Source organism: Acidobacteriota bacterium, assembly GCA_016713675.1.
Lineage (GTDB): Bacteria > Acidobacteriota > Blastocatellia > Pyrinomonadales > Pyrinomonadaceae > OLB17.
In genome coordinates, this window is sequence record JADJOS010000001.1 from 776,388 (window position 1) to 802,177 (window position 25,790).

The window sequence follows — 25,790 nt, forward strand, 5'->3', positions numbered from 1 at the left end:
CAGAACATTGCCGAATCTGAGATTTGGAATTAAAATTCATTCATTCACTTGGGCAAGTTTAGATCTAAGGACCAACATTCTCGTAGATGGCGATCAAATTTTCTAACACCTTTCTTTTAAGAAAGCTTCACCAGATAACGGGCATCGTGCCGCTTGGGGTATTTTTCTTCGTCCACATGTTCACGAACTCAAAGGCGATGAACGGCGAAGCTAGCTTTAACAAGGCGGTAAGAGAGATCCACGATATTCCGTATCTGCTGCTCATAGAGATATTCGGAATTTTTGTGCCGCTGCTCTTTCATTCGGTCTATGGCGTGATCATCTCGTCAGAATCAAAACCGAATGCTCTGAGCTACGGTTACGGCCGCAATTGGTTTTACGTTTTACAGCGAGCCACGGGCATCTTTCTGTTCGTATTTATACTGTTCCATGTTCTGAATTTGAGGTTTGGACTGGTTCCGGGGCTTAACCCGATTCCGGTCGCGGGCAACGCCGAGCAGGCGTTTGCGATCGTTTCACGAGAATTCCAGATCACTTGGGTGCTGATCATCTATATTTTGGGCGTTCTGGCAACCGCCTGGCATCTTGCCTACGGATTCTTCTTATTCGCGGTCGATTGGGGCCTGGTAATCGGTGAAAAAGCTCAGAAAGCGACACTCATTGCGTGTGCAGGGCTGGCGTTGATGCTCTCATTTGTAGGCATTAACGCAGCGGTCTCATTCGTCAGGCCATGTGGTTTGTTTCCAAAGGCATTTTGCGAAGAAACGAAGAAACCTGCTCCGGGCGGTCCTGTAAAATTCTAGTCTTACGTCCGCGACACAACAGGACCGGCACTTTTGAAACCAAGTTTGGTTGAAACTCGAAAAGAGTTAAATATGGCAACAAGTTCAATGAAGATTGCGATCGTCGGCGGCGGCCTGGCAGGCCTTGCCGCAGCGATGAAGATCGCGGAGGCCGGTCACGATGTCGATCTGATCTCGGTGGTGCCGGTAAAACGTTCACACTCGGTCTGTGCCCAGGGCGGTATCAACGGAGCCGTCAATACCAAAGGCGAAGGCGATTCGCCGGCAAAGCACCTCGACGACACGGTCTATGGCGGCGATTTTCTCGCCAACCAGCCGCCGGTCAAACGGATGACCGACATGGCACCAGAGATCATTTATTTGTTCGACCGAATGGGTGTGCCGTTTTCGCGAACGAAAGAAGGGTTGATGGATTTTCGCCGCTTTGGCGGGACTTTGCATCACCGCACGGCTTTCTCGGGTGCATCGACCGGCCAGCAGCTGCTTTACGCGCTCGACGAACAAGTTCGCCGCTGGGAAGTCGAAAAGAAGGTCACAAAATGGGAAGGCTGGGAAATGCTCTCGCTCGTTCTCGATGACCACCAGGTCTGCCGCGGCCTGATCGCAATGAACCTGCAAACGCTTGAGCTCAGATCGTTTGCGGCAGACGCCGTGATCATGGCGACCGGCGGCCCGGGCATGGTGTTTGGTAAATCGACCAATTCGCAGACGTGTACCGGCAGTGCAGCGGCGGCGTGTTATGTGCAGGGGGCACGATACGCCAATGGTGAATTCATTCAGGTTCACCCGACCTCAATTCCCGGCGAAGACAAACTTCGGCTTATGTCAGAGTCGGCCCGCGGCGAAGGGGGACGCGTTTGGGTGCCGCGTGATCCGATGGACGCTCGCAAGCCGAAGGAAATTCCTGAGTCGGAGCGCCGTTATTTCCTCGAAGAAAAGTATCCGGCATACGGCAATCTCGTTCCGCGAGATATCGCGACGCGAGAGATCTTTCAGGTCTGCCTCGAAGGCAGCGGTGTCGGCGGCGAAAATCAGGTCTATCTCGATCTGACGCATATTCCGGCCGAAGTGCTTACTGAAAAGCTCGGTGCGATCCTCGAGATCTACGAGATGTTCGTCGGCGACGATCCGCGGTTTGTGCCGATGCGTATCTTCCCGGGCGTTCATTATTCGATGGGCGGGCTTTGGGTCGATTTTGAACAGCGGACAAATATCCCCGGATTATTTGCCGCCGGCGAGTGCGATTACTCGATCCACGGAGCCAATCGCTTGGGTGCAAATTCACTGCTGTCGTGTGTTTACGGTGGTTTTGTCGCGGCACCGTCAGCGATGGAATACGCTAAGAATGTCGATCGGGGTTCGTCCGAATCGAACGGCGTTCACGCTGCCGAACTCGCCCGCCAGCAGGAGATCAACGATTCGATCATTCACAGCGAAGGCGGCGAAAACCAGTACAAACTGCACGAGGAACTCGGCAAAGTAATGACCGACAATGTAACGGTCGTCCGTTACAACGACCGGCTGCAGGCTACTGACGACAAGATCCGGGAATTGCAGGAGCGATACAAGAACATTTCGATCAACGATTCGAACCTTTGGGCGACACAGGCTGTGCCCCACGCACGTCAGCTTTCGAATATGTTCGAACTCGCCCGTGTCATAACGCTCGGAGCTTTAAATAGGAACGAATCTCGCGGAGCGCATTACAAGCCCGATTTTCCGGAACGTGATGATGAAAATTTCATGAAAACGACGATCGCCGAATACTCGGCCGAGGCTCCGGTGCTCAGTTACGAAGCGATCGATATTTCGCTGGTCGAGCCTAGAAAGAGAGATTATTCGTCCGCCAAAAAGAAAGGATAATGACCACACACGCACACATCGAAAAGAAACGCCTCGAAACGCCGCCCGCGACGATCAAATTCAAGATCCAGCGGCGTGAGAAAGAAAGTGCACCGGCCACCTGGGAGACGTTTGAGCTGCAATACCGGCGGAATCTGAACGTCATCTCGGCGCTGATGGAGATACGTAAAAATCCGGTCACGATCGAGGGCAAACAGACCACGCCGCCGGTTTGGGATATGTCATGTCTCGAACAGGTCTGCGGCATTTGCACGATGGTCATCAACGGCCGCGTGCGTCAATCGTGCTCGGCGTTGATCGACGATCTGCTGCTCGCGACATGCGGCCATACCGTGACGCTTGCTCCGATGTCCAAATTCCCTAACGTCCGCGACCTCAAGGTCGATCGCTCGAAAATGTTCGAGCATCTCAAAAAGGTCGATGCCTGGATCGAACTCGACGGCACATACGACCTCGGCCCGGGGCCGCATGTCACCAACGAACTCGCGCAGGAGCGTTACGCTCTGTCGCGCTGTATGACCTGCGGCTGCTGTCTCGAGGCATGTCCTCAGTATGGCGACGACAACTATATTGGCCCGCAGGCGATCGCTCAGGCCCGTTTGTTCAATATGCATCCGACGGGAAAGGCAAATATCGACGACCGCCTCAACGGCTTGCTCGGCGACGACGGCATCGCAAATTGCGGCAACGCACAGAACTGCATTCAGGCCTGCCCGATGTCCGTGCCTCTGACCAAGGCGATCTACGAAACCAACCGCGACGTAACAGTGAATGCCCTGTTCGGCTGGTTGAAAAAGTAAGAACCGCCAGGCCAAGATCTACTCGTCCAAAAATTATCATATTTCCAAACGCTCCTGCCCAAAATGCGCGTTTTGGGGGGTGAACCAAATGTGTATTTTTCACCTCAAGTTCAAATTGTGGTACGTACCACAATTTGATCAACAAAATTGATGAAAATGTCGAAAAAACGCGTTCTGCCACAGTTTTTAAGGGGGCCAGCGACAGTGTTTTAGGGGGCTTGCGACAGTAAAAAACAGGGTCAGCGACAATAAAAAAGACCCCCAGCGACAATCCGTTTTTGGACGAATCAAGACTGTCGCTGGACTTGGCAGAGCCCATTTCGAGCGACAAGTGCCTTTCTCTGCCTTCCGACGAGAACGATCAAAACGACGCATTTGACTGAGCCGATGAGATCGACAAGATCCGGCTCTCAAACCTCACCTCATCCGCATAAGATCAGCCCAGACATCCCAACCGGCCCGCCGCCCGCGGATGATAACAACCAAAACGATCATTTCGACATCGCCGATCACCGCGATCGATCCCTTTGCGTCATGATACAACGCGCGCCGGGGTCGGAGACGGTTGGGGTTTGCCCGTTTTCTCCTTTGTTACTTAGTGGTTGATTGAGGGAATTGTGGGAAGATGATAGGGTATTCAGAGCACCGCAAACTTTGTCGCAGCTGGACCTAAAAGCGATGTGATTTACGAGGTAATAACCATTATGCGTTTTCCTTCCACGCTTAAGGTAATAGTCCTGTTCGCCTTAACGCTCTTTGTTTCAAGTAATCCACACTTCCAAGCACAGGGGTTTTACGATCCGAACATCGACTGGACAGTTCATTTCGCTTTACCGGGCGATCTCGATCCTGCGTTTGGACCAGTCGGGTTTACAACCACGAACCTTAGCCCCGGGGGCGACAGGGCTCACGCGATAGCGCGACAGAGCGACGGCAAAATAGTTGCGGCTGGACGGAACAACATAAACGGGTTGGCGATCGTCCGCTACAACCCGGACGGTTCGCTCGACGGTTCCTTTGACGGCGACGGCGTCGTAACATTGTATATCGGAACCGCCAGCGACGGGGCGCGAGCGGTGGCAATTCAGAACGATGGCAAAATCGTGATTGTCACCTCCTCTACAAGTGCGATATTCACTGTAGTGCGCCTAAATCCTAATGGCTCTCTCGACACTTCGTTCGATGGTGATGGCATTCTGACCAACAGCACAGCCGGGACGCCGTTCGCAGGTGCGATTCAGCCTGATGGAAAGATCGTAACGGCGGGAAACATCGCGCCGAACCTCTCCAGTACTGATTTTTCGATTGTAAGGCTGAATGAAAACGGTTCTTTCGATACTACATTCGATAGCGATGGCAAGGTTTCAGTTGAGATTGGCAATACTGGATTTGCCACTGATGATCTCGCCACTTCAATAGCACTTCAGCTTGACGGCAAGATCGTAGTCGGGGGGCAGAGTGATTTTACGTTTACTGGTCGCGATTGGGCGGTTGTTCGGTTGAACCCTGACGGTGCACTGGACACCTCATTTGGCATTGGCGGTAAGGTTCGGACAACGTTTGGTGGAAACAATAGTAACGAGTCGATCAACGCGATAGCGGTCGAAGCAAGCGGCAGAATCACCGCGGTTGGACACGGTGTGGAAGGCGGTCCAAGAGGTTTTGCTGTTGCTCGCTATAACGGCGACGGATCGCCCGATCTTGCCTTCAGCGGTGACGGCCGGGTCGTAACGCCAACCAGCGGCAATGGCAATGAGCAGGGATGGGGCGTGGCCGTCCAGCCGGACGGAAAGATCATTGCCGCGGGTTACAGCGGTTTGGAGATAGCCGTCCTGCGTTACAACAACGATGGCATTCTGGATACGACCTTTAGCGGCGACGGCAAGATTTTCATGACGATCTATCAAGGCGGTGGCCAGTCGGTCGCGCGCGGTGTTCTGGTTGAACCGAATGGCAATATAGTACTTGCCGGCCACGCAGGAAGAGGCGGCACGTCAGATGAAGACATCGTGATCGCTCGATTCGGCAGTGACGGCATTCCGTCGGCCGATTTCGGCACATTCGGATATATCATCACAAATCCGTTTAACGAGGCGGGCGGGGACGCTAGTGTGCGAAGCGTTACGGTCCAATCCGACGGCAAGATCGTTGTCGGAGCAAATAGGATAGCCAGCTCTTTGACCACCTTTGGCCTCATCATTCGCTACACTCCTGAAGGCGCTTTGGATCCGACATTCGGCTCCTCACCAACCGCTCCCGGGATAGCGGGTGTTAGGGTTCCCAACACGGACGTTACGGAAGTGAATTCCGTCATTCTCCAACCTGATGGAAAGATCCTAGTCGCCGGAACTTACGAAGGCTTCGAAATTGTCGGTTTATTTGTCGCTAGATTGAATTCAAACGGTTCGCCCGATACGTCTTTTGGAGGGGCTAACAACGGCTACGCTGCCATCAGTTCAACGGACGGCGGTGGACCGGCCCAAGATATTGTGCTGCAGCCTGACGGGAAGATACTCGTGGCGGCTACGGCACCAAACCTTTCGAACCAGACGGCCGAGTTCGCGGTGTACCGCCTGAATGCGGACGGCTCTCACGATACCAGTTTCGGTGTGAATGGCGTGGCCAGAACCGATGTTGGCACCGGGAACGACGTGCCTTTCGCCATTGCATTGCAGCTCGATGGCCGCATTCTTATCGGCGGAGCTACAAACTTTGGCGTGAACTCAAATGCCGACGTTGCGGTTCTACGTTTCACCGCCAATGGCGCCCTAGACTGTGGTTTCGGGATTGGCGGCAAGGTGATCACACCACTAAGCGGCTTCACCGAAGCGATCTCAGACATAAAATTACAGTCCGACGGGAAGATCGTTGCATCTGGTACAAAGTGCGACAACTTCGGTTGTTCGTCCAAAAAAGGCGTTCTACTTCGTTACACCTCGAACGGTTCACTTGATGGCTCGTTTGACGAAGATGGTGTTGTTTCTCTTCAGATTCAGAACAGTGTCTCGAGCGATCTGGCGAGCCTTGCCGTTCAGTCTAACGGCAAGATCGTCGCCGCGGGAACGTCGGTGAGTACAGCAACACAAAGCGACTCTCTTGTTGTTCGCTATAACAATAACGGAACCATAGACTCGACATTTTCTGTTGACGGGATAGCGACCAACGATATTGGCGGTTCGCATCAGCAGTCACATGCACTCACTCTGCAGGCCGACGGCAACATCGTGACTGCCGGTTCACACTTGAGTGGGACACGCAACGATATCGTTGTTTGGCGACACGTCGGGGACACATCTCTTGCGAATCGAACGGCGTTTGATTTTGAAGGTGATGGGATGTCGGACGTCGCGATCTTGCGTCCGGGACCGTCGGAGAGCGGCGGGAAGGTGGCGATCGGCGGTTTCGGAGCGAGTGTTACGGCCGTCTGCGTCAGCACGTTCATGGATTTCGACGGGGATCGCAAGACAGATCTCGGCATTTACCGTCCCGGGCCGGGCGAGTGGTGGTGGTTGAGGTCTTCGACCGGCGGGAATTCGGCGTTGCAGTTTGGGGCGGCGACGGACAGACTGGCTCCGGTTGATTTTACTGGCGACGGGAAGACGGATGTGGCGTTTTGGCGGCCTGAGACGGGGCAGTGGTTTGTTTTGCGGTCGGAAGACTTTTCGTTTTATGCGTTTCCGTTTGGGGCGACGGGGGATGTGCCTGTGCCGGCGGATTTTGATGGGGATGGGAAGGCGGATCCGGCTGTGTTTCGTGAGAGTTCATCGACTTGGTTCATTAATAAGTCGACGGGCGGGACGGATATTTTCGGGTTCGGGTCGGCCGGCGATAAGACGGCGGTTGCCGACTATGACGGCGACGGAAAGGCTGACGTTGCCATTTTCAGGCCCGTCGGTGTGAACGGGGCCGAGTGGTGGGTGAGGCGTTCGTCGGATGCGGCGGTGGTCGCATTGCAGTTCGGTTCGTCCACCGACAAGGCCGTTCCCGGCGATTTCACGGGTGACGGCAAAGCTGATATCGCATTTTGGCGGCCTTCGACAGGATTCTGGAATGTGCTGCGGAGCGAGGATCTATCGTACTTCGCGTTCCCGTTCGGCACGACGGGCGACGTGCCCGTGGCGGGAGATTACGACGGCGACGGCAAGACGGACGCGGGCGTCTTTAGGCCTTCGAACTCAACGTGGTTCATCCAACGCTCGACCGCCGGAACGCTGATCCAGCAGTTCGGGGCAACAGGCGATGTGCCGCTGCCGAGTGCGTTCGTGAGGTAAAGCGGAAGAAGATTCGCCGCAGGTCACGCGGATAGCACAGATCAGAAATATTTTCTATCTGTGTTGTCCACGTGATCTGCGGCTAATTTGCCGGTTCGTTTGGGCCGGCCGCTTACGTACGGAGGATTCCAGGTATTGACGCGAGCGCGCCGTTTTATGGGCGGTTGGGCGCGGGACTTTGGCGTTTCGGCTTTTATTTTTGCGCGTTTTCGCTGTATAATCCGTAGTTTGTTTAGTTGGTAGTGAGAGGGCAACCTGTGGAGTTAGGCGCGAATCATAGATAGCGTAAAATCCGACATTGAAATGCCGGTTTTGTTCCAGATCTTTTGGCTATTCGAACAAGACGTTCAGGCATATCAGAGCTTTTCGAAGCTCTTTAATTTGCACTCATAACAAGGATAATCGGTTTTATGCATAATCTTCGCGCAATAGGCTTTGTCTGTCTGGCATTGATCGCCATGGCCATTCCGGCCGCAGCCAATACAGACAGCACTGCGAAAAACACGGCGAAAGGCGAAAGCTTCAAGAAGTCTCAGCAAGTAGTCGAAAGTGTGGATATCCAGGGTAATCGCCGTCTTCGCGACGAAGATCTGCTCTATTATATCAAGACACGTCCGGGCGATACATACGATCCGGCGGCACTCGAACGCGACCTCAAGGAACTGCTCTCGCTCAACTTTTTTGATAAGACCGCAACCCGCGTTTTGACCGAAGAAGGCGTCCGCGGAGGCGTCAACGTTATTTTCGAGGTCCGCGAACTCGCGATCATCCGTGATCTGCAGTTCAAGGGAATGAAGGCTCTGCAGGAATCGGACGTTCTCAAGGAATTTCGCGAAAAACGGGTCGGCATTTCGAAAGAATCGGTTTACGATCCGGTCAAGGCCCGTAACGCGACACGCGTTTTACGCGAGATGCTCGCGTCGAAAGGTTTTCCGAATGCGAAGGTAACCGTTCAGGAAGACGAGGTCTCGGCTACGTCGATCGCCCTCACATTCAACATAGAGCAAGGTTACCGTTCGCGCATCGTTGAGATCGATTTCGAGGGTAACGAGAAATTTAAGGACGGCGAACTGCGAAAAGCCCTCGAGTTGGTAAAAGAGACCGGTATCATAGTGCGATTCCAGGGTATGGATATCCTGGATCTCAAGAAACTGCAATACGACCTGCAGAAAAATGTACGTTCGTATATGTTCTCGAAGGGCTATTTTCAGGCCCGTATCGGTGAGCCGCAGGTAGTCGGCCTCGGTTACAAACGTACCGGATTTCCCATCCTCAAGAACTTCCCGATCCCGCTTGTCACATCTAAGGACGACACACTCAAGATCATCGTACCAGTTACCGAGGGCCGTATTTTCCGTGTCGGTGAATTGAAGGTAGAGGGGAACTCGATCTTTTCTGAACAGCAGATCCTGGGATACGTCGGACTGAAAAAAGGCGAGATCGCTGACGGTAAACGACTGCAGGATGCCGTCTATGAGGACCTCAAAAAGGTCTACGGCGGACAAGGATTCGTACAGTACAATGCCGAGTTCGAACCTGATTTCAAGGACAACCCGACGAACGCGTCTGAGGGCATTGTCGATATCATCATCAGGATCGACGAAGGAAAGCAGTTCTCGCTTCGCAGGCTCGAATTTACCGGAAACACGTTTACCCGTGACCGAGTTTTGCGTCGTGAATTCCTGATCAACGAAGGCGACATCTACAATCAGAATTATCTCGAGATATCGGTCGCCCGCATCAACCAGACTCAGTATTTCGATCCGGTCGATAAGGACCAGGATGTCGAGATCCGAACCGACGAAGAACAGGGCAACGTCGATCTGATCGTCAAGGTAAAGGAAAAGGGCCGACAGCAGATCTCGTTCAACGGCGGCATCTCGGGCGTCGGCGGCTCATTCTTCGGGCTTGAGTATTCGACCAACAACCTTGCCGGCCGCGGTGAGATCCTGTCGTTCAACGTCGGCGTCGGAAACCGGCAGCAGACCTTGCAGCTTTCATATCAGGAGCCTTATTTCCGCAATCGTCCGATCTCGGTCGGTGTTTCGATCTTTGCGAGCCGTTATAAGTTCTTCGGCGAAGGAACGTTCCTGACGCAAAATACCGACCTTCTTAATTCGCTCTATGACCCCAATGCGGCGATAACGACCGACTCGAGCAATCTGTTCACACAGAGCACTTACGGTGCAAATGTGTTTGCGACGGCACCGTTGTCCGAGTTGTTCTTCAAAAAGCGGCGTTTTACCCAGTTTTCGCGTGTCGGCCTTACATATCAGGCATCATTGACAAACATCACCGATCCGGCCGTGAATGCCCTTGCTGATCCCTCGACACGCATTCCGGTCATTTATCGTCAGCCGAACATCCTGACGAGCAAGATCACCGCGTCATTTGTATATGACACGCGTCAGCCGGCAAAGAACGGCATCGATACGCTTAGCGGCAGTTCACTGTCAGTCTCACTTGGCTTTGCCGGACTTGGCGGAGACGTACGTACGTACCAACCGAACCTGTCGTATTCAAAATTCATCCCGATCCGTAAAAAGAAATCGAAAAACCCGGATGTTCTTGCTTTCAGGATCATGGCGGGAACGATCGGATCGTGGGCGATCACGGACAAGATCCAAAATGCCAATTCGATCTCATTCGTCGGCGGAGTTCCGGCTTACGAAAGATATTACCTTGGCAGTGAAAATGATATCCGCGGATACAACTCGCGTTCGATCGGACCGGTTGCTCCGTTTGATACGTACGTCACGAGTCGAGCCGTTGTTGTTGCAACAAACGCGGCGGGAACGGCAAATGTCAATCATGGCCTGACCAACCGTGACCGCGATGAGATCGCTACGATCGGCCAGCTCACCGGTGCGGCTGGTGCAAACCCCGCACTGTTTTCACGAAACTACCGGTTCATCGGCGGCGACACACAAATACTCGGAAACCTCGAATACCGAATTCCGCTGTTCGGGCCGGCGACGATGGCTCTCTTTGCGGATGTAGGTTCGGTCTTTAACCTTCGTAAGACCGGCACTCAGACGATAAACAGTGAGTTTTTGCAGGACGACACATTTCTCGGTGCCGGACGTTTGACCGCACTTGCATTGATAAATACACCTGTGCTCGAGAGCAGCTTCGGCAGTATCTTGTATTATCGCGGGCGTGTGATGACCAAGACCGATTACATCAGCGAGTTTTGCAGCGGCAACCGTTTTGGCTGCCCGACAACCCTCTCGCCGCAGATCCAGCAGCTGTATTTGCGAGGCGAGGTTCAGCAGAACTCACTGCTCAAGGTCAATGACAGCGCATTTTCGAGCATTAAGGATTTTAAGGCGAGTGTCGGTATAGAGCTTCGCGTTCAGGTACCGATCGTCAATGTGCCTTTCCGATTGATCTATTATTACAATCCAAATGCAAAATTGGGCTATACGTCCGAACTTCCCGGCATTTTCTTGCCGGGCAAGAGAAACGGGTTTAGGTTTACGGTCGGACGCACATTCTAAAGCAGCGGTCAGTTTTGACTTTGAAATATTGAAAATATATTATTGCCGTTTGTTTTTCGAAACGATAAGCAACCGTTTTAATACTTAGAGTTTCAAACAATTATAATAATATCGGCGTATTCGGCCTTTATAGAAGTTTAAGGAGTAATTCACGTAATGAAAAGATTTAGTTTAATTGCCGTATTCGCAATTCTGGCGGCCATATCGAGTGTTTCCGTTTCGGCACAGACCGCGTCGATGAAAGTTGTGGTCATCAATACCGCAGCGTTTGACGGCAAAGAAGGCATCGTTAAATACACCAATGCCATGACGGCTCTTGAGAACGAATTCAAGCCGCTCGACGCCGAACTGCAGACAATGATCACCAAGTATCAAACGCTTGGTAAAGAGCTCAAGACCTTGCAAGACCAGATCGCTGCCGGTACTGTGCCCGTCAATCAAAGCACTGCACAGGCTAAGGCTGATGAATATCAGATGCTCGAACTGCAGATCAAGCGTAAGCAGGAAGACGGCAAGGTGCGTTTTGAAAAACGTCAACCGCAAGTAATGGGCCCGATCCTTACGGACATCGGCAAGGCAATGCAGGAATTTGCCACGTCAAAGGGCTATGATCTGATCCTCGATGCATCAAAGCTTGACCAGCAGCAGATACTGCTTGCTTTCATACCGGGCAAGGTCGATGTGACGAAAGAATTTATTACCTTTTACAACGCTCGCCCGGCGACCGCAGCTACGGCGACGACTCCTAGATAAGAGCAGCCGGAAATAGTTCTTAACTACCTAGCCATTGGCCGGTGAAATTGCATTTTACCGGCTTTTGGCTAATATGTTTTGTAGCCGACGAAATTATGCCAATATACGATTCAGTCGCGATCCAGCAGATATTGCCGCATCGTTATCCGTTTTTGCTGGTCGATAAGATCATCGAGCTTGAGCCGCGGATCCGAATCGTCGGCATTAAGCAAGTGACGGTCAACGAGCATTTCTTCGCCGGTCATTTCCCGCAGGCTCCGGTAATGCCCGGAGTTTTGCAGATCGAAGCATTGGCACAGGTCGGTGCGATCCTCGCTCTTCGTGAATTCGAGAACCGCGACAGCAAGATACCGTTCTTCAGCGGCATTCAGGAAGCTAAGTTTCGCCGCCCCGTCGTGCCCGGAGATACACTCACGCTCGAAGTCACCGCCCTGCGGATCGGCAGCCGCATGCAGAAGATGCGTGGAGTCGCGATGGTCGACGGCAACATCACCGCCGAGGCGATAATCATGTCAGTAATAGCAGACCGTCCGGAGGAATAAACATATGGTTGATCCTATCCAATTGTCGACGCCCCAAGCCATTGTATATGCCGCGATCATCAATGCCGGGATTGGTTTTGTCCTCGGTCTGATCCCGTTGTTGTTAGGATATTTTTATAAACAGCTTCGGACGGGGATCATCGGCATTTTAGTGGCGACGATCGGCGGCGGGGTGATAGGTATCTTTGCGTCGATCCCGGCTGCGATAATCTTTACCTGGCTGATAGTTCGAAATTCCAAACCCGGCATGGCCGTTGAAAGCGAAGCTGTCGAAGATCCCGCCGACAGCAGCACCGATAATGACTAGAGCGTCTATGTCATCATTTATTCACGAAACCGCCATCGTTGCGCCCGGAGCGGTCATAGGCGATGGCTGCCACGTCGGGCCGTTTTGTACGATCGGCGACGAAGTCACTCTCGGCAACGGCGTGACGTTGGATTCGAATGTGGTCGTCGATGGCCACACTTCGATCGGCGACGAAACGCACGTCTTCCCTTTCGTGTCGATCGGCCTCGCTCCGCAGGACCTCAAATACAACGGCGAGCCGACCTCGACCGAGATCGGCAAACGCAATCATATCCGCGAATTTGTCACCATCCACCGCGGCACCGGCGGCGGCGGCGGCGTTACACGCATCGGCGACGGCAATCTGCTGATGGCACAGGCACACGTCGCTCACGACTGCCAACTCGGCAGCGAGATCATCATGGCAAACGCAGCTACGCTCGCCGGTCATGTCGAGATCGCCGATAAGGCAAGCGTCGGTGCCTATTCGGGCGTACATCAATTCTGCCGCGTTGGATATGAGGCGTTCATCGGCGGTTATTCGGTCGTCGTTAAGGACGCGATGCCCTTTGCGATCATTCAGGGAAATCACGCCAAATGCTATGGCCTGAATCGTTTAGGCGTTAAACGCCGCGGCTATTCGAAGGACACGATCGAAAAACTCAACCACGCCTTTCGCCTCCTGCTGTCGGCGAAACTCAACACCAGCCAGGCCGTCGAACGGATCAAGGCTGAGATCGCCGGTTGTAAAGAAGTGGACATGTTGACCGCTTTTATCGAAAGCTCAAAACGCGGTGTTGTTAAATAATGAACGAGACGAAAGACCTCGCCGTCGTATTTGGTAAGAGAATTCAGCGGTGTTACGGCTGTTTTATTGCCTATCATCTGAAAGATATGTACCTCGGCGAAGACGTGACCTTCTTTTGCGAACACTGTCATGACGAGTCGATGTTTCACTTTGACGATTTTTCCAAATTGATAGATCTGTCGAAGATCAAAGAGGTCACTGACGAAGACCATCACCACTAATGGATCAGGTCAAACTGCACATCGAGACTCCCGACGGCGAACAAACCGTTTCGCTCGATGAAGAATTGACCATCGGCCGAACCGATATTTCCCAACTTGTTCTCGCCGACAGCGGCCTTTCACGCAAAAATACGACATTCTTTCGCGACGGCGACGACATCCTCGTTGTTGACGAAGGCTCGACCAACGGCACATTCCTGAACGGCGATCAGATCAGCGGCCCGCCTCGAATCCTTCGTAATGGCGACGAGCTGAAGATCGGAAGTTCGACAAAGATCAGGGTCGAGTTCGTCGGCGAAAAGACAGAAACACGACCGGTAGAGAGTGTGCGAGTGCCGGAAACAGTGCATCAACCGAAACAGGAAACTCAAACTCCATACACCGCAGTTCCCGCTCCGAATACAAAACCTCCGACACTTGTCATAGCCGCGGGGATCATGACATTCGCCATAATTTTTATGGCTCTCGTCGCGATACTCATTGCTTCGCGATATGACAATTCAGCGACGGTCGCAAGTAATGGAAAACAGCCGCCGCCGCTGATGTCGGCAAAGGTCATTCCGATGCGTGTCATCGATCCGCTCGGCGGCGAGAACGAAGAGGACCTCGACGACCTTATCGCCTCGTGGGAAGTAGAAGAAAAGGAAGTAGATGCAGCGACCGTTGGCGATGTAAAGGTCGAATCTGCCAACACCGACGAGGCTGATCTGAATGTCACGGCCGCTTTTCTTGCTGATCGCCAGGCAAAATCACTCGAACCGCGAAACGGCGAGACGGGCATTCGCCCCGCCGGTCTCAATGTCCCGAAAGAACTATTCGGCGACGGTGTGATCAAACAAAAAAGAAAGCTCGCGGAAATGAAAGCGAACGGCTATCGCCAGCCGTTGGATTTCGGCGACCTCGCCGAAAAGAGACTAAAAAAGGAATTGATCGAAATGCCAATGGCGGCCAAGAGCTATTATCTCAGCGTCGGCGGCAGTGCGGGTGACGGTGTGTTCATGTCGTTCGCATTTCCCAACGTGCGCACCGAACTAACGCCCGGCAATCCGAAGCACACACTCTTGTCTACACTCGCCGGCAACCTTGCCGGGCAGAAATACGATCTGAACGATCCGAGCCATCGAAAGCAAATTCGCGTTCGTCTGCTGCGTATGTTCAATGCGAGAGCAAAGCCCATTCTGCTCGAACTCGCCGAGCATTATTACGCCAAATACAACCGGCCGCTGCGCGTCACGTCGCTCACGCGATCGATGGATTACCAGATCGGCCTCAATGCGACCAATGCTAATTCGTTCAAGGTCCGTGACGAAAATGCCCTGCCGCCGCACACCTCGGGCTGCGCATTTGACCTCGCCCGCAAGCACATGACCGCCGAAGAGCAAAATTACGTAATGGCCAAGCTCGCCCAGATGGAAAATGAGAACAAACTCGATGCTCTCATCGAGTATGGCGAAAATGCCTGCTGGCACGTGTTCATCTATTCGGACGGACTGCCGCCAAAGTAGTAGAATGGTCTGTATAGATGGCGGAGAACGAGACAGAGGCGTCGCAAAAACCCACGATCACCGGACTAGCCCGCAGGCTGGGCCAATTAAGCGTCGAAAAAAAGCGAGCTGCCCTTGAGATAAGTGCCGCACTCGCCGGTGTATCTTTGCGGGTCAGCCGCGAGTTTGTCGAAGCCGTCCCGAAAGCTGCGAAAATATTGTCGGCTGACGACCTGCGTCATTGGGGCGAAATGGGCCGACGGCTTGCGATGGGCAATGCCGATATCGGTGCCAAGTTCTTTACGGACGGCGTTTCCGGGCTCAAGAAAGTTCCCGAGCCTGCTCGATCGGCGGTTTTTCAGGTCTGCACCCGTCAACTCGTCCTGTCGAGTTCTATCTCGCTTGAAACATTCCAGTTAATTCCCGATCTCGCCGGCGAGATAGGCGACGACAAACTGCTGTCAGAAATTCTCCTGCTCGCGGTCGAGATCGCGCAGCGTAGCGCCAAACACAGCTCCGAGTTTCTGCGGAATACGCCCGAGGTTGCCCACGCTTTGGCGAAGTTTGAGAACGAAAAGGATAAAGTTTCCGCCGCGATCCTCGCTCTCGCCGCTCAATTTGCCGAACGAACCGGCGGAATGACAGCTGATTTGTGGGCAAACCTGCCGTCCGCACTAGAAAAGATATCGGCCGATGAAGCCGTCCTGCTAATGGATCGAGCGAGCGAATTCCTCGAATTCGGCGGCAGCGTGACGCTGCATTTCGTTAGCGCCGGCAGCGAAGTATTGGCGTCAACACCAAAGGCGTTCGACGATTGGCATCTGCTTGCACGCTCGATCGCAAAGCACGGAAATGCTGTGCTCATCTCGTTCCTTCGGACCACGCCAAAATTTTTCGGCTCGTTCACGAAAAAGAAAAAGGCGAAGCCCGAAGATATTCAGCGCGTTCTGCAGCTTACGGCGAAGATAGCTGAGACGGATGCCGAGAGTGCTCTGGCAGCGTTTCGTTCGAGTGCGACGGCGCTCAAGACCGTTTCGATCGCTCAGTTCGAGGAATGGGTCGAGAACGGTATTCGTGAACGCGAACACGATTCGACCAAGGCCCGCCGCAGCTATTTTGCACTCGAAACCCGAGACTCGAACGAGCGTTTGCAGGAAACGCGTTTGGGATTGCCGCTCGAGCGGATCCAAACCGTTTTGCGGATGTACATCGAAGCCCTCACCGGCAAAGAGATCGAGGTCGCTCCAATTTCTGCAGGCGGACAGGAATCGCGGATCGGTGATGGAAAAACCATCTATCTGCCGTCCGCTGTTGCCGAATTTGACGACGACGAGATGGATTTTCGCCTCTACAAGGTCCTCGCCGCCCACGGTGCCGGGCAGATCGAATTCGGCACATTCGAGCAGGACACATTGGGGCTCAAAGCGGCCTACGCCGACCTCATCGATCTATATAGCGCGACGGCCGATCAGCTTGATGCTTTCTCACTTGCGGGTTATATCGAGGATGTTCAAAAGGGCGAAAAGGCTTTGCCGGATGGCGTCACAGAGAAAAAGCGTTCGCCAAAGCTGCCAAAGAATTCGGACTATCGCACAGTCCTGACTGCCTTTCCCGAACCGCGTCTTGCTCGGAAGATCTTTGCGACGATGGAGAATGCACGCATCGACACCCGGCTCCGGCACACATATCGGGGATTGCGCAAAGACCTCGATCTGATGCAATCGCATCTTAACGCGAACCGTCCGTATATTTTCGACCTGCCGATGCATCAGGTGCCGTTCGAGCTGTTGTTCCAGATCACGCTCTGCGGCGGCGCGACCGATGATGCTAAACGATTCTACGGCCAAATAGTCAGCGAGATCGAATCGGTGATGGAAAAGCATCTTCAGATGAATGACGCAACCGTCGCCGATTCGCTGATGGCCACCTCGCGCGTTTACACGCTGTTCCAAAACATCACGCCCGAAGACTCGCAGGAAGCCGAGTCGGACAACACCGAGGACAAGAGCGAGTTTGCCTACGACGACAAAGACGCGGCCGAGGCCGTGACCGAAGATCAGGTTAAGCGCGAGCGGCAGAAAAATACCGAGGACATCCGCGACCTTTTCAACGCCTGGAACAGCCTCGACGACGAAGGCGAGCCCGACGATCTGCAGGGTTCGGAGGCGTGGTCGCAGAGCGATATTCCCGAGCAAGCACTTGAAGTGGACGATGTTGCATTTGCCTATGACGAATGGGACCGTGATCTAAACGACTATCGCGTCGGCTGGAGCCGTGTCATCGAGAAAAAGGTTAAACAGGGCGACCGGAACTTTGTTGAGCTTACCCGTTCGCGCTATCGCGGCGTGATCTCGTCGATCAGGCATCAGTTTCAATTGATGAAACCCGAAAACCTGACGCGGGTCAACCGCGAGATCGACGGCGAAGATTACGACCTCAACGCCCTCGTCGATTTCGTCGTCGACCGCCGGGCGGACGGTTTGCAGTCCGAGAATATCTATACAAAAAAACTGCGGCGTCAGCGTGACGTTGCCGTTTTGATCTTACTCGATCAATCGTCGTCGACCGCACGCACGATCACACGAAATCCGCTTCAGCCTTACACACATCCCGGCCGCCGCATTATCGAGATCGAAAAAGAAGGCCTTGTCCTCATGAGCGAAGCCCTCGAGGCCGTCGGCGATGTCTATTCGATCTATGGTTTCACGAGCGAAGGCCGCCGTAACGTGAAATTTTATGTCGTTAAGGATTTCGCCGAGAAATATTCCGAAGTGATCGAAAAACGCATCGGCGGCATCACGTTTCAAAACAACACGCGCCTCGGTGCCGCGATCCGCCACGCTTCGCATAAATTGCTGCGGCAGGAGGCTCGAACCAAGCTGCTCATCATCCTCACCGACGGCCGCCCGTACGATCACGATTACGGCGACGCCCGCTACGCCCGCGAGGACGTTCGCGAAGCCCTGACCGAGGCCAAGACCACCGGCATCACCCCATTCTGCATCACCATCGACCGCGAATCCGAAGCCGAACTAAAAGACCTCTACGGCAACGTCGGCTACACGATCATCGATGACGTGCTGAGTCTGCCCGAGCGGATGCCTAATATCTACCGGAGATTGACGAGCTAAGAACCAATATATTAACATCGTCTCGCTCGAAAATATCTCTAAGAACTACGGTTTTAAGCCGCTGTTTGAGAATGTAACACTCGGTCTCGAGGACCGTGACAAGATCGGCATTATCGGTGCCAACGGCTCGGGCAAGACGACGCTTTTGCGGATCATTGCGGGCGTTGAGGAGCCTGATACGGGGCGTGTTGTGCGGGCGAAAGGGCAGACGCTCGCTTATCTTTCGCAGAATCCGCCTTATGACGAGAACCTGACCGTGCTCGAGACGATATTTGCGTCGAGCAGCGGTGTGATGCAGACGATCCGCGATTATGAGGACGTTTGCCACGACGTCGCCGCCGGAAAATCAGACGCCGCGACGCTGCAGCGAATGTCAGCTCTCCAGCACGAACTCGAAATGAACGGCGGTTGGGACATTGAGGCAAATGCCCGTGCCGTGCTGACTCGGCTCGAGATCACGGACACTTCGGCAAAGATGGGCACGCTCTCGGGCGGCCAGCGAAAGCGTGTCGCCCTCGCTCACGAACTGATCTTCAACCCGGACATCCTCATCCTCGACGAGCCGACCAATCACCTCGACGCCGACACGATCGAGTGGCTTGAGGATTATCTGCGGCGATATACAGGTGCTCTTTTGCTCGTCACGCACGACCGCTATTTTCTCGATCGCGTGACGGATCGCATCTTCGAGGTAGATCGAGCAACTGTTCAGAATTTCAGCGGTAACTACGCTTACTATCTGGAAAAGAAGGCCGAGCAGGACGAGCTTCTCGCCGTCGAAGGGCATAAACGAGAGCAGCTTATCAAAAAGGAACTCGCCTGGCTCCGACGCGGTGCCAAGGCTCGAACGCGCAAATCAAAACACCGCATCGAGGCCGCCCACACGCTGATGGCGATTCCCGAAAGAGCAAGCGAAAGGCGAGGTCGATATCGCGATCGGTTCGAAACGGCTTGGTTCAAAGGTCGTTGAGATCAACAACCTTTCCAAATCGTACGGCGATACAAAGCTCATCGACGGATTTACGTATCTTCTAAAACGCGATGACCGAATCGGCATAATCGGTGCGAATGGCAGCGGAAAAACGACTTTGCTCGATATGATCACCGGCCGCGTCGCACCGACGAGCGGCGAGATCGACATCGGGCAAACGGTTCACATTGGATATTACGATCAGGAAAGCCGAGCACTCAATGATGACGAACGCGTGATCGATTACATCCGCAATGTCGCCGAATACGTCACGACAAACGAAGGCGTGCAGATCACGGCGGGCAAGATGCTTGAACGGTTTCTGTTCGAGCCGGCCGCTCAATACGCCGTCATCGGAAATCTGTCGGGCGGCGAACGACGGCGTTTATACCTGCTCCGAATTCTAATGGGATCGCCAAATGTACTGCTGCTCGATGAGCCGACCAACGACCTCGACATCCCGACGCTCGTCGCTCTCGAAGAATACCTCGACGATTTCGCCGGTGCCCTTATCGTCGTCAGCCATGACCGATACTTTCTTGATCGCACGATCGAAAACGTTTTCCGCTTCGAACCCGGCGGCCACGTCCGTGAATACGCCGGCGACTATTCCGCATATCTCGAAGCAAAAGAACGCGATGATGCCAGGCTCAAGGAGCAAGCGACTGCGGTTCCTGTCAGAACCGCGAGCGATAGCGACCGGGTTCCGGCTCACACAAAAGACGACTCCACCGGAACGGGAAAGCCCAAAAAACTCACGTTCAACGAAACACGCGAATTCGAAGCTCTCGAAAAACGCATCGAAGAAACCGAAAAACGCCTGCCCGAGATCGACAAAGAACTCGCCCTCGCCGCCAGCGACGCCGGAAAGGTTCACGAGCTATTTGTCGAACAACAAAAGCTGAACGAGCAACTAGAAATTGATATGGAACGCTGGGCCGAACTTGCCGAACGGGCCGAAGAGGCAAACAAGGCTTCGGCATCGCGATAATTTTCTTGTTCACGATATCGAAACTGGTAATATCAGATCATGAAGCTAGTTCTTACTGAATTCTTCGTCGTCGTTCAATCCTTTCCGCGGCAAGCTGTGCCGCTCCGACCGGTTTTGCCGACGGGCAGACCTTTGAGACGAAGACCAAAGACGTCCGGTTCAAGCTGGAAACAGTCGCGACGGGCCTCGAAGTGCCGTGGGGATTTGCGTGGCTGCCGAATAAGGATCTGTTGTTTACCGAGCGGCCGGGGCGTGTGCGTATCATTGAGAATGGCAAACTGAAGACCGAACCCGTTTTCACTGTTCCCGATGTCGAACCCTCGAGCGAGAGCGGTTTGATGGATATCTCGCTGCATCCTGATTTTGCGAAGAACAGCTTTGTCTATCTCGCCTATTCCTACAACAAAGACGGCAAACGCGTTAAGGTGATGCGTTACAGATACGCGGACGGCAAATTCAATGAGCCGACTGTCATCATCGAGAACATTCCCGGAGCCCCGAATCATGCGGGAATGCGTTGCCGGTTTGGGCCGGACGGGAAATTGTATGTCACGACCGGCGATTCGACCGATTGGAATCTCGCTCAGAAACTGGATTCGCTTGCCGGCAAAACGCTGCGGCTCAATGACGACGGTACGATACCGAAGGACAATCCGTTCGTCGGCACCGCGGGGGCGAGGACCGAGATCTGGTCGTACGGACATCGTAATGCTCAGGGGTTGGCTTGGCAGCCGGGATCTGGATTGATGTTTCAGACCGAGCACGGGCCGAGCTTTTTTGAGGGCAAAGGCTCGGGCGGTGACGAGGTCAACATTGTCGAACGCGGCCAAAACCTCGGTTGGTCCGAGATACATCACACCGAAAAACGAGACGGAATGATCTCGCCGCTGCTCGAATATTCGCCCGCGTGTGCACCCGCGAGCGCAATGTTCTACAACGGATCGGCGTTCCCGACGATGAAGGGCGATTTCTTTTTTAGCTGCCTTCGCGGAGCCAAGATCATCCGCGTCACGCTCGACGGACGCAAGGTCGCCGCTCAGGAAAACCTCATCGAAGGCAACGTCGGCCGAATCCGCGAAATGTCCGAGGGCCCCGACGGCTACATCTATTTCTCCACCTCAAACCGCGACGGCCGAGCAACGCCTGCCAAAGACGACGACCGTATTCTGCGGATCGTACCGGTAAACTGATCAGTCGCGGACGACGGGCTGTTTCTCTTTAAGGTGCTTTGTCGTATTCTCGGTCACAGATGAAAACAAGCTCGCGGGTTCGGGCAGTTTTAGGTCGTTTGTAGTGTCCGGTTATGCCGTCGAGTCGGCGTTGGCTGTCGGCGTCGGATGAGCGGTCGGCGAGGCCCTTTTTGGGACGGTCAGGAAGACGCCGTTCAAGATAAAGCCGAGGCCGATGAAAGAATGTGACAAGGCCGAGTGCGGCCATAAACATCACGCCGTCTGTCTTTCATAGCCCAACTTAACCAGCGTAATGCCGATAGCGGCCCCGAGCCCGATGCATGACAACAGCATTCCTACGCGCATCCGACGCATCCGTTTCTCTTCGGGCGACTCGAGGAATTTTTCGATCTCGGGCAGAACATCTTCGGCGACTTTTTTTAGTTCGTAGGCTCCCTGCGTTTCGCGTATCTTGTCCGCAATTGCACGGCCGATCTCGTCCCGTGCCGACACCGCCGATGCCGTTATGCTGTCGGGCGATGAGACCGCTACACGCACACGCCGCAGGTCGGTGCCGCATGCACGACAAAACTGGTTCGCCTGTCTCTCTTCAATTCCGCAATCGGGGCAAAACATAAAGTTACGTTCTAGATCAAGAAAACGAATTTTCTCGCGGTTTGGTTCCGTGTTCTCTGCGTTAATTGAATTTCTAACGCAGCGTTCGCTGAGCGAAGACGCGGAGATGCGGCCTATTTCTCAGCTTCCAAGATCGCCTTTGACTCGACCAGCTCTGCCATTCGAGCCTCAGTTACTGTTGGGTATGCCAGGCCCATCGACTCCAGCCTTTTGACGATGATCTCAGAAACGGCCAGCCGCGTGAACCATTTTTTGTCGGCCGGAATGATGTACCAGGGCGACTTTTTCGTCGAGGTGGCTGAGATGGCGTCCTCGTAGGCTTTCATGTAATCGTCCCAGACGGCGCGTTCTTTGGCGTCGCCGGCGGAGAATTTCCAATTCTTTTCGGGCTGATCGATGCGTTCGAGAAAGCGTTTTTTCTGCTCGTCCTTTGAGACGTTCAGGAAAAACTTGATCACGTGCGTCCCGTTTTCAGCAAGGTGATTTTCCCAATCGCGAATGTGTTCGAACCGCTTTTTCCAAATGTTCTTGTCGCTTTTGATCGCGTCGGGCAGTTGCTGTCCCTGCAAAATGCCGGGATGAACGCGGACGACGAGTACTTCTTCGTAGTGCGAACGGTTAAAAATGCCGATGCGGCCGCGTTCGGGTAGTGCTTTTTGGCATCGCCATAGATAATCGTGATCGAGCTCTTCGGCGGACGGTGCCTTAAATGCGGTCACCTGACAGCCCTGAGGATTTACACCGCTCATCACATGTTTTATCGCGCTATCTTTGCCGGCGGCGTCCATAGCTTGAAAAATTATGAGAAGTGAGTGAACATTCTGTGCATATAGCTTGTCCTGCAGTTCGGCAAGGGCTGCGACATTTTTCTCAAGATCGAGTGCGGCCTCTTTCTTGTCGGTGAATCCGTCGGTGAAATCGGTCGGGTGATCCTTGAGTTTTACTTTTTTGCCTTCGACAGCAAGGAATTTTTCGGTTTTCATATTGTTTTTGCCACGAATAACACGAATATCACGAATCCAATGAAAATACTAACCTTTTTATTCGCTGCTTTGCTCACATCCGCGGTTTTTGCTCAGCCAAAACTCGAGCCGACGCGGATCTCGCTCAAGAACGGCAAGACGTTCACGCTCAAACTTGCCGAAGGCTGGGAGATGATCCCGGCTCTCGAAGGCCTCAAACGCGTCCGCTTTTTCGCGAAGGCACCGGACGGCCGCATTTTCGTGACCGATATGTACAACCTCGCCGACGGCAGCCGCGGGACGGTTTACATTCTCGACGGCTGGAACGGCAAGACCGGCAAATTCACGCGTGCCGTTCCCTACATGCAGAATCTGCGAAATCCGAACAGCGTCCAATTTTACAAAGACTCGGACGGCCAGGAATGGTTCTATCTAGCCGAGACTCATCAACTGACACGCCGCAAATTTACGCGGCGAAACCAAACCGACCGACACCAAGCCGCAGGTGCTCGCCACATTTCCCGACTACGGCCTCAGTTACAAATACGGCGGCTGGCACCTGACGCGGACGATCTCGTTTTCGCCGGACAACAAGCTGTACGTCTCGGTCGGTTCGAGCTGCAACGCTTGCGTCGAAAAGGAAAAGGTGCGAGCCAGCATCATCTCGATGAACCCCGACGGCACCGATCAAAAGGAGTTTGCAAAAGGCCTGCGTAATGCCGTCGGCCTGCGGGCGATCGGCAAATTTGTGTTTGCGACCAATCAGGGCTCGGACCATCTCGGGCTGCAAAAACCTGACGAAACATTCTACGCACTCAAGGAAGGTGCCGATTACGGCTGGCCCTATTGCCACTCGTCCGAAGGCAAGATATTCGCCGACCCGAAATTCAAACGGCCCGGACAGTGCGCGAATGTGACAGCTCCGTATGCTTATTTCCCGGCTCGTTCATCGGCACTTGGCTTTGATTATTTTGACGATGCTGATGCGGACGAAACGATCAAAAATGCGTTCCTCGTCTCGCTTCACGGCTCGACAAATAAGAAGATCGGCCACGGATACAAGGTCGTCATCATGCGAAAGGGCGAAAAGCTGCAGGATTTCCTCAGCGGATTTCTCCAGGGCTCGACCGTCTGGGGCCGCCCGTGCGACATCATGAAGCTCGACGCCAATTCGTTCCTGCTGACCGACGATTTCACCGGCGTCGTCTACCTGATCCGCAAGAAAGGTACTACGACAACGATCGCCGAGACCGAACCGCCGGCCGATGAGCCCACGGCCAAGCTGACCGACGAAACTCCGGAAACTGCGCAGCCAAAGGCTTGCCTGTCGGTCTTGATAGTGCTCGCAGGTACTCTCTTGCGGAGTTTCTCCTAGCTTTTGTAACGATATATGTTACAATGAAGTTTTCGCTAAGGGATTCGCATGAATATCGGCATCACAGTTTATCCAACATACGGCGGCAGCGGAATAGTCGGCTCGGAACTCGGCCGCGACCTCGCGGAACGCGGGCATAATGTTCATTTTATCTCGTCGTTTTTGCCGACTCGGCTTACGGAGCTGAACGAGCGAATACATTTTCACGAGGTCGAGATGATGTCGTATCCGCTTTTCGAGCATCAGCCGTACGACCTCGCACTGGCGACCAAGATGGCGACCGTCGCCCGTGCCGAAAAGCTCGATCTGCTCCACGTTCATTACGCGATACCGCATTCGATCTCGGCGATATTGGCGCGCGAATCGATCAAGCAAAAGCGTTATGTGCCCGTGATTACAACGCTTCACGGCACGGACATCACGCTTGTCGGAGCCGACCGCAGCTATTTGCCGATCACGCGATACGGCCTGCAGCAATCGGACGGAGTGACGGCCGTTTCCAAATTCTTAAAACAGGCGACGATCGAAACCTTTGATTTTGACGAGATCGAGGTCATCCCGAATTTCATTTGCGGAAAGCACTATTTCCGGACGCCCGAAGCTCCGCTTCGAGCGGAACTTGCACCAAACGGCGAGCGTCTTCTGGTCCACGTATCGAATTTCCGCCACGTCAAGCGCCCAAATGATTGTGTTGAGATACTGGCGAAAGTAAGGGCTGAGGGCCAGAATGCGAAGCTCATACTCGTCGGCGACGGCCCGGAGCTGTCCGCGGTGCGATATCGCGGAGAGCAATTCGGGATGAACGGCAACGTAGTTTACGTCGGCAAACAGGCGAACATCGCCGACTATCTCGGCGTCGCGGATGTGTTCCTGCTGCCGTCGGAACTCGAATCATTCGGCCTTGCCGCTCTCGAAGCACAAGCGTGCGAAGTTCCGGTGATCGCAACACGTATCGGCGGTATTCCCGAGGTCGTCAATGACGGCGAGACCGGTTTTTTGAGTGATGTCGGCGATGTCGAGAAGATGAGTGTAGATACGCTCAAACTGCTCAATGACGAAGATATGCGTCGGGCATTCGGCGAACGGGGCCGCGAACTCGCGATATCACGCTATTCGACCGAAAAGATCATCCCGCAGTACATCGCTTTTTACGAAAAGATCGTAAAAAAGGCGAAAGCCGCCGCCGCATGAAGACACGAAACCACAGATAAATACAGATAAACGC

Annotated in this window: 17 protein-coding genes and 2 pseudogenes; 16 read left to right on the forward strand and 3 right to left on the reverse strand. The window is 53.8% G+C overall.

Translation table 11 applies throughout. The annotated features are described in order from the left end of the window. Positions 1-86: 86 nt before the first annotated feature. The 14 genes and pseudogenes from IPK01_03535 to IPK01_03600 all read left to right on the forward strand — a co-directional run bounded on the left by IPK01_03535 (position 87) and on the right by IPK01_03600 (position 21,613). Positions 87-803, forward strand: coding sequence for a hypothetical protein (locus IPK01_03535; protein MBK7932568.1), 717 nt, complete (start codon positions 87-89; stop codon positions 801-803). A 72-nt stretch (positions 804-875) separates the two neighbouring features. Beyond that, the gene (gene sdhA / locus IPK01_03540) at positions 876-2,666 is read left to right on the forward strand and encodes a succinate dehydrogenase flavoprotein subunit (protein MBK7932569.1); all 1,791 of its coding nucleotides are present in this window, start codon (positions 876-878) and stop codon (positions 2,664-2,666) included. Beyond that, positions 2,666-3,466 (forward strand): succinate dehydrogenase iron-sulfur subunit, encoded by an 801-nt coding sequence (sdhB, locus tag IPK01_03545; protein MBK7932570.1) that lies wholly within the window; start codon positions 2,666-2,668, stop codon positions 3,464-3,466. Before sdhA ends, sdhB begins: the two co-directional genes overlap by 1 nt. A gap of 704 nt (positions 3,467-4,170) precedes the next feature. Then, on the forward strand, positions 4,171-7,737 hold the full coding sequence (locus tag IPK01_03550; GenBank protein ID MBK7932571.1) for a VCBS repeat-containing protein: 3,567 nt from the start codon (positions 4,171-4,173) through the stop codon (positions 7,735-7,737). A gap of 410 nt (positions 7,738-8,147) precedes the next feature. Continuing rightward, positions 8,148-11,237: an outer membrane protein assembly factor BamA gene (gene bamA / locus IPK01_03555; GenBank protein MBK7932572.1), complete on the forward strand. Its 3,090-nt coding sequence runs from the start codon at positions 8,148-8,150 to the stop codon at positions 11,235-11,237. A 156-nt stretch (positions 11,238-11,393) separates the two neighbouring features. Beyond that, positions 11,394-11,990, forward strand: a complete 597-nt coding sequence (locus IPK01_03560) for an OmpH family outer membrane protein (GenBank protein MBK7932573.1) — start codon at positions 11,394-11,396, stop codon at positions 11,988-11,990. 95 nt (positions 11,991-12,085) lie between these two features. Continuing rightward, positions 12,086-12,532 carry a 3-hydroxyacyl-ACP dehydratase FabZ gene (fabZ, locus tag IPK01_03565; GenBank protein ID MBK7932574.1) on the forward strand — a complete coding sequence of 149 codons (447 nt, stop codon included), beginning with the start codon at positions 12,086-12,088 and terminating at the stop codon, positions 12,530-12,532. Between the two features lie 4 nt (positions 12,533-12,536). After that, positions 12,537-12,839 (forward strand): hypothetical protein, encoded by a 303-nt coding sequence (locus IPK01_03570; protein ID MBK7932575.1) that lies wholly within the window; start codon positions 12,537-12,539, stop codon positions 12,837-12,839. Between the two features lie 7 nt (positions 12,840-12,846). Then, on the forward strand, positions 12,847-13,626 hold the full coding sequence (gene lpxA / locus IPK01_03575; protein MBK7932576.1) for an acyl-ACP--UDP-N-acetylglucosamine O-acyltransferase: 780 nt from the start codon (positions 12,847-12,849) through the stop codon (positions 13,624-13,626). Further along, positions 13,626-13,847 carry a hypothetical protein gene (locus IPK01_03580; protein MBK7932577.1) on the forward strand — a complete coding sequence of 74 codons (222 nt, stop codon included), beginning with the start codon at positions 13,626-13,628 and terminating at the stop codon, positions 13,845-13,847. Before lpxA ends, IPK01_03580 begins: the two co-directional genes overlap by 1 nt. Then, positions 13,847-15,352, forward strand: coding sequence for an FHA domain-containing protein (locus IPK01_03585; GenBank protein ID MBK7932578.1), 1,506 nt, complete (start codon positions 13,847-13,849; stop codon positions 15,350-15,352). Before IPK01_03580 ends, IPK01_03585 begins: the two co-directional genes overlap by 1 nt. A 17-nt stretch (positions 15,353-15,369) precedes the next feature. Further along, complete coding sequence (locus IPK01_03590) at positions 15,370-18,462, forward strand: VWA domain-containing protein (GenBank protein ID MBK7932579.1); 3,093 nt, start codon at positions 15,370-15,372, stop codon at positions 18,460-18,462. 10 nt (positions 18,463-18,472) lie between these two features. Beyond that, positions 18,473-20,423, forward strand: a pseudogene (locus IPK01_03595) (ABC-F family ATP-binding cassette domain-containing protein). 191 nt (positions 20,424-20,614) lie between these two features. After that, the gene (locus IPK01_03600; protein ID MBK7932580.1) at positions 20,615-21,613 is read left to right on the forward strand and encodes a PQQ-dependent sugar dehydrogenase; all 999 of its coding nucleotides are present in this window, start codon (positions 20,615-20,617) and stop codon (positions 21,611-21,613) included. A gap of 28 nt (positions 21,614-21,641) precedes the next feature. On the opposite strand, the gene IPK01_03605 is transcribed toward IPK01_03600, so the two are convergent. The 3 genes from IPK01_03605 to IPK01_03615 form a co-directional block, all read right to left on the reverse strand. Continuing rightward, positions 21,642-21,860 (reverse strand): hypothetical protein, encoded by a 219-nt coding sequence (locus tag IPK01_03605; GenBank protein ID MBK7932581.1) that lies wholly within the window; start codon positions 21,858-21,860, stop codon positions 21,642-21,644. A gap of 5 nt (positions 21,861-21,865) precedes the next feature. Then, positions 21,866-22,228, reverse strand: a complete 363-nt coding sequence (locus IPK01_03610) for a zinc ribbon domain-containing protein (GenBank protein ID MBK7932582.1) — start codon at positions 22,226-22,228, stop codon at positions 21,866-21,868. Positions 22,229-22,341: 113 nt separating this feature from the next. Further along, positions 22,342-23,211, reverse strand: coding sequence for a polyphosphate kinase 2 family protein (locus IPK01_03615; GenBank protein ID MBK7932583.1), 870 nt, complete (start codon positions 23,209-23,211; stop codon positions 22,342-22,344). A 39-nt stretch (positions 23,212-23,250) separates the two neighbouring features. Here IPK01_03615 and IPK01_03620 point away from each other — a divergent pair. Both IPK01_03620 and bshA read left to right on the forward strand, forming a co-directional pair. Next, a pseudogene (locus IPK01_03620) lies at positions 23,251-24,565 on the forward strand (PQQ-dependent sugar dehydrogenase). Between the two features lie 48 nt (positions 24,566-24,613). Then, positions 24,614-25,756 carry an N-acetyl-alpha-D-glucosaminyl L-malate synthase BshA gene (bshA, locus tag IPK01_03625; protein ID MBK7932584.1) on the forward strand — a complete coding sequence of 381 codons (1,143 nt, stop codon included), beginning with the start codon at positions 24,614-24,616 and terminating at the stop codon, positions 25,754-25,756. Positions 25,757-25,790: the final 34 nt, after the last annotated feature.

Bases quoted from the DNA above. Each gene is read 5' to 3' on its own strand.
- IPK01_03560 (MBK7932573.1), top strand. From the start codon at position 11,394: ATGAAAAGATTTAGTTTAATTGCCGTATTCGCAATTCTGGCGGCCATA.
- IPK01_03535 (MBK7932568.1), top strand. From the start codon at position 87: ATGGCGATCAAATTTTCTAACACCTTTCTTTTAAGAAAGCTTCACCAG.
- sdhB (MBK7932570.1), top strand. From the start codon at position 2,666: ATGACCACACACGCACACATCGAAAAGAAACGCCTCGAAACGCCGCCC.
- IPK01_03570 (MBK7932575.1), top strand. From the start codon at position 12,537: ATGGTTGATCCTATCCAATTGTCGACGCCCCAAGCCATTGTATATGCC.
- IPK01_03585 (MBK7932578.1), top strand. From the start codon at position 13,847: ATGGATCAGGTCAAACTGCACATCGAGACTCCCGACGGCGAACAAACC.
- IPK01_03590 (MBK7932579.1), top strand. From the start codon at position 15,370: ATGGCGGAGAACGAGACAGAGGCGTCGCAAAAACCCACGATCACCGGA.
- fabZ (MBK7932574.1), top strand. From the start codon at position 12,086: ATGCCAATATACGATTCAGTCGCGATCCAGCAGATATTGCCGCATCGT.
- IPK01_03580 (MBK7932577.1), top strand. From the start codon at position 13,626: ATGAACGAGACGAAAGACCTCGCCGTCGTATTTGGTAAGAGAATTCAG.
- IPK01_03615 (MBK7932583.1), bottom strand. From the start codon at position 23,211: ATGAAAACCGAAAAATTCCTTGCTGTCGAAGGCAAAAAAGTAAAACTC.
- IPK01_03550 (MBK7932571.1), top strand. From the start codon at position 4,171: ATGCGTTTTCCTTCCACGCTTAAGGTAATAGTCCTGTTCGCCTTAACG.
- sdhA (MBK7932569.1), top strand. From the start codon at position 876: ATGGCAACAAGTTCAATGAAGATTGCGATCGTCGGCGGCGGCCTGGCA.
- IPK01_03605 (MBK7932581.1), bottom strand. From the start codon at position 21,860: ATGGCCGCACTCGGCCTTGTCACATTCTTTCATCGGCCTCGGCTTTAT.
- bshA (MBK7932584.1), top strand. From the start codon at position 24,614: ATGAATATCGGCATCACAGTTTATCCAACATACGGCGGCAGCGGAATA.
- IPK01_03610 (MBK7932582.1), bottom strand. From the start codon at position 22,228: ATGTTTTGCCCCGATTGCGGAATTGAAGAGAGACAGGCGAACCAGTTT.
- lpxA (MBK7932576.1), top strand. From the start codon at position 12,847: ATGTCATCATTTATTCACGAAACCGCCATCGTTGCGCCCGGAGCGGTC.
- bamA (MBK7932572.1), top strand. From the start codon at position 8,148: ATGCATAATCTTCGCGCAATAGGCTTTGTCTGTCTGGCATTGATCGCC.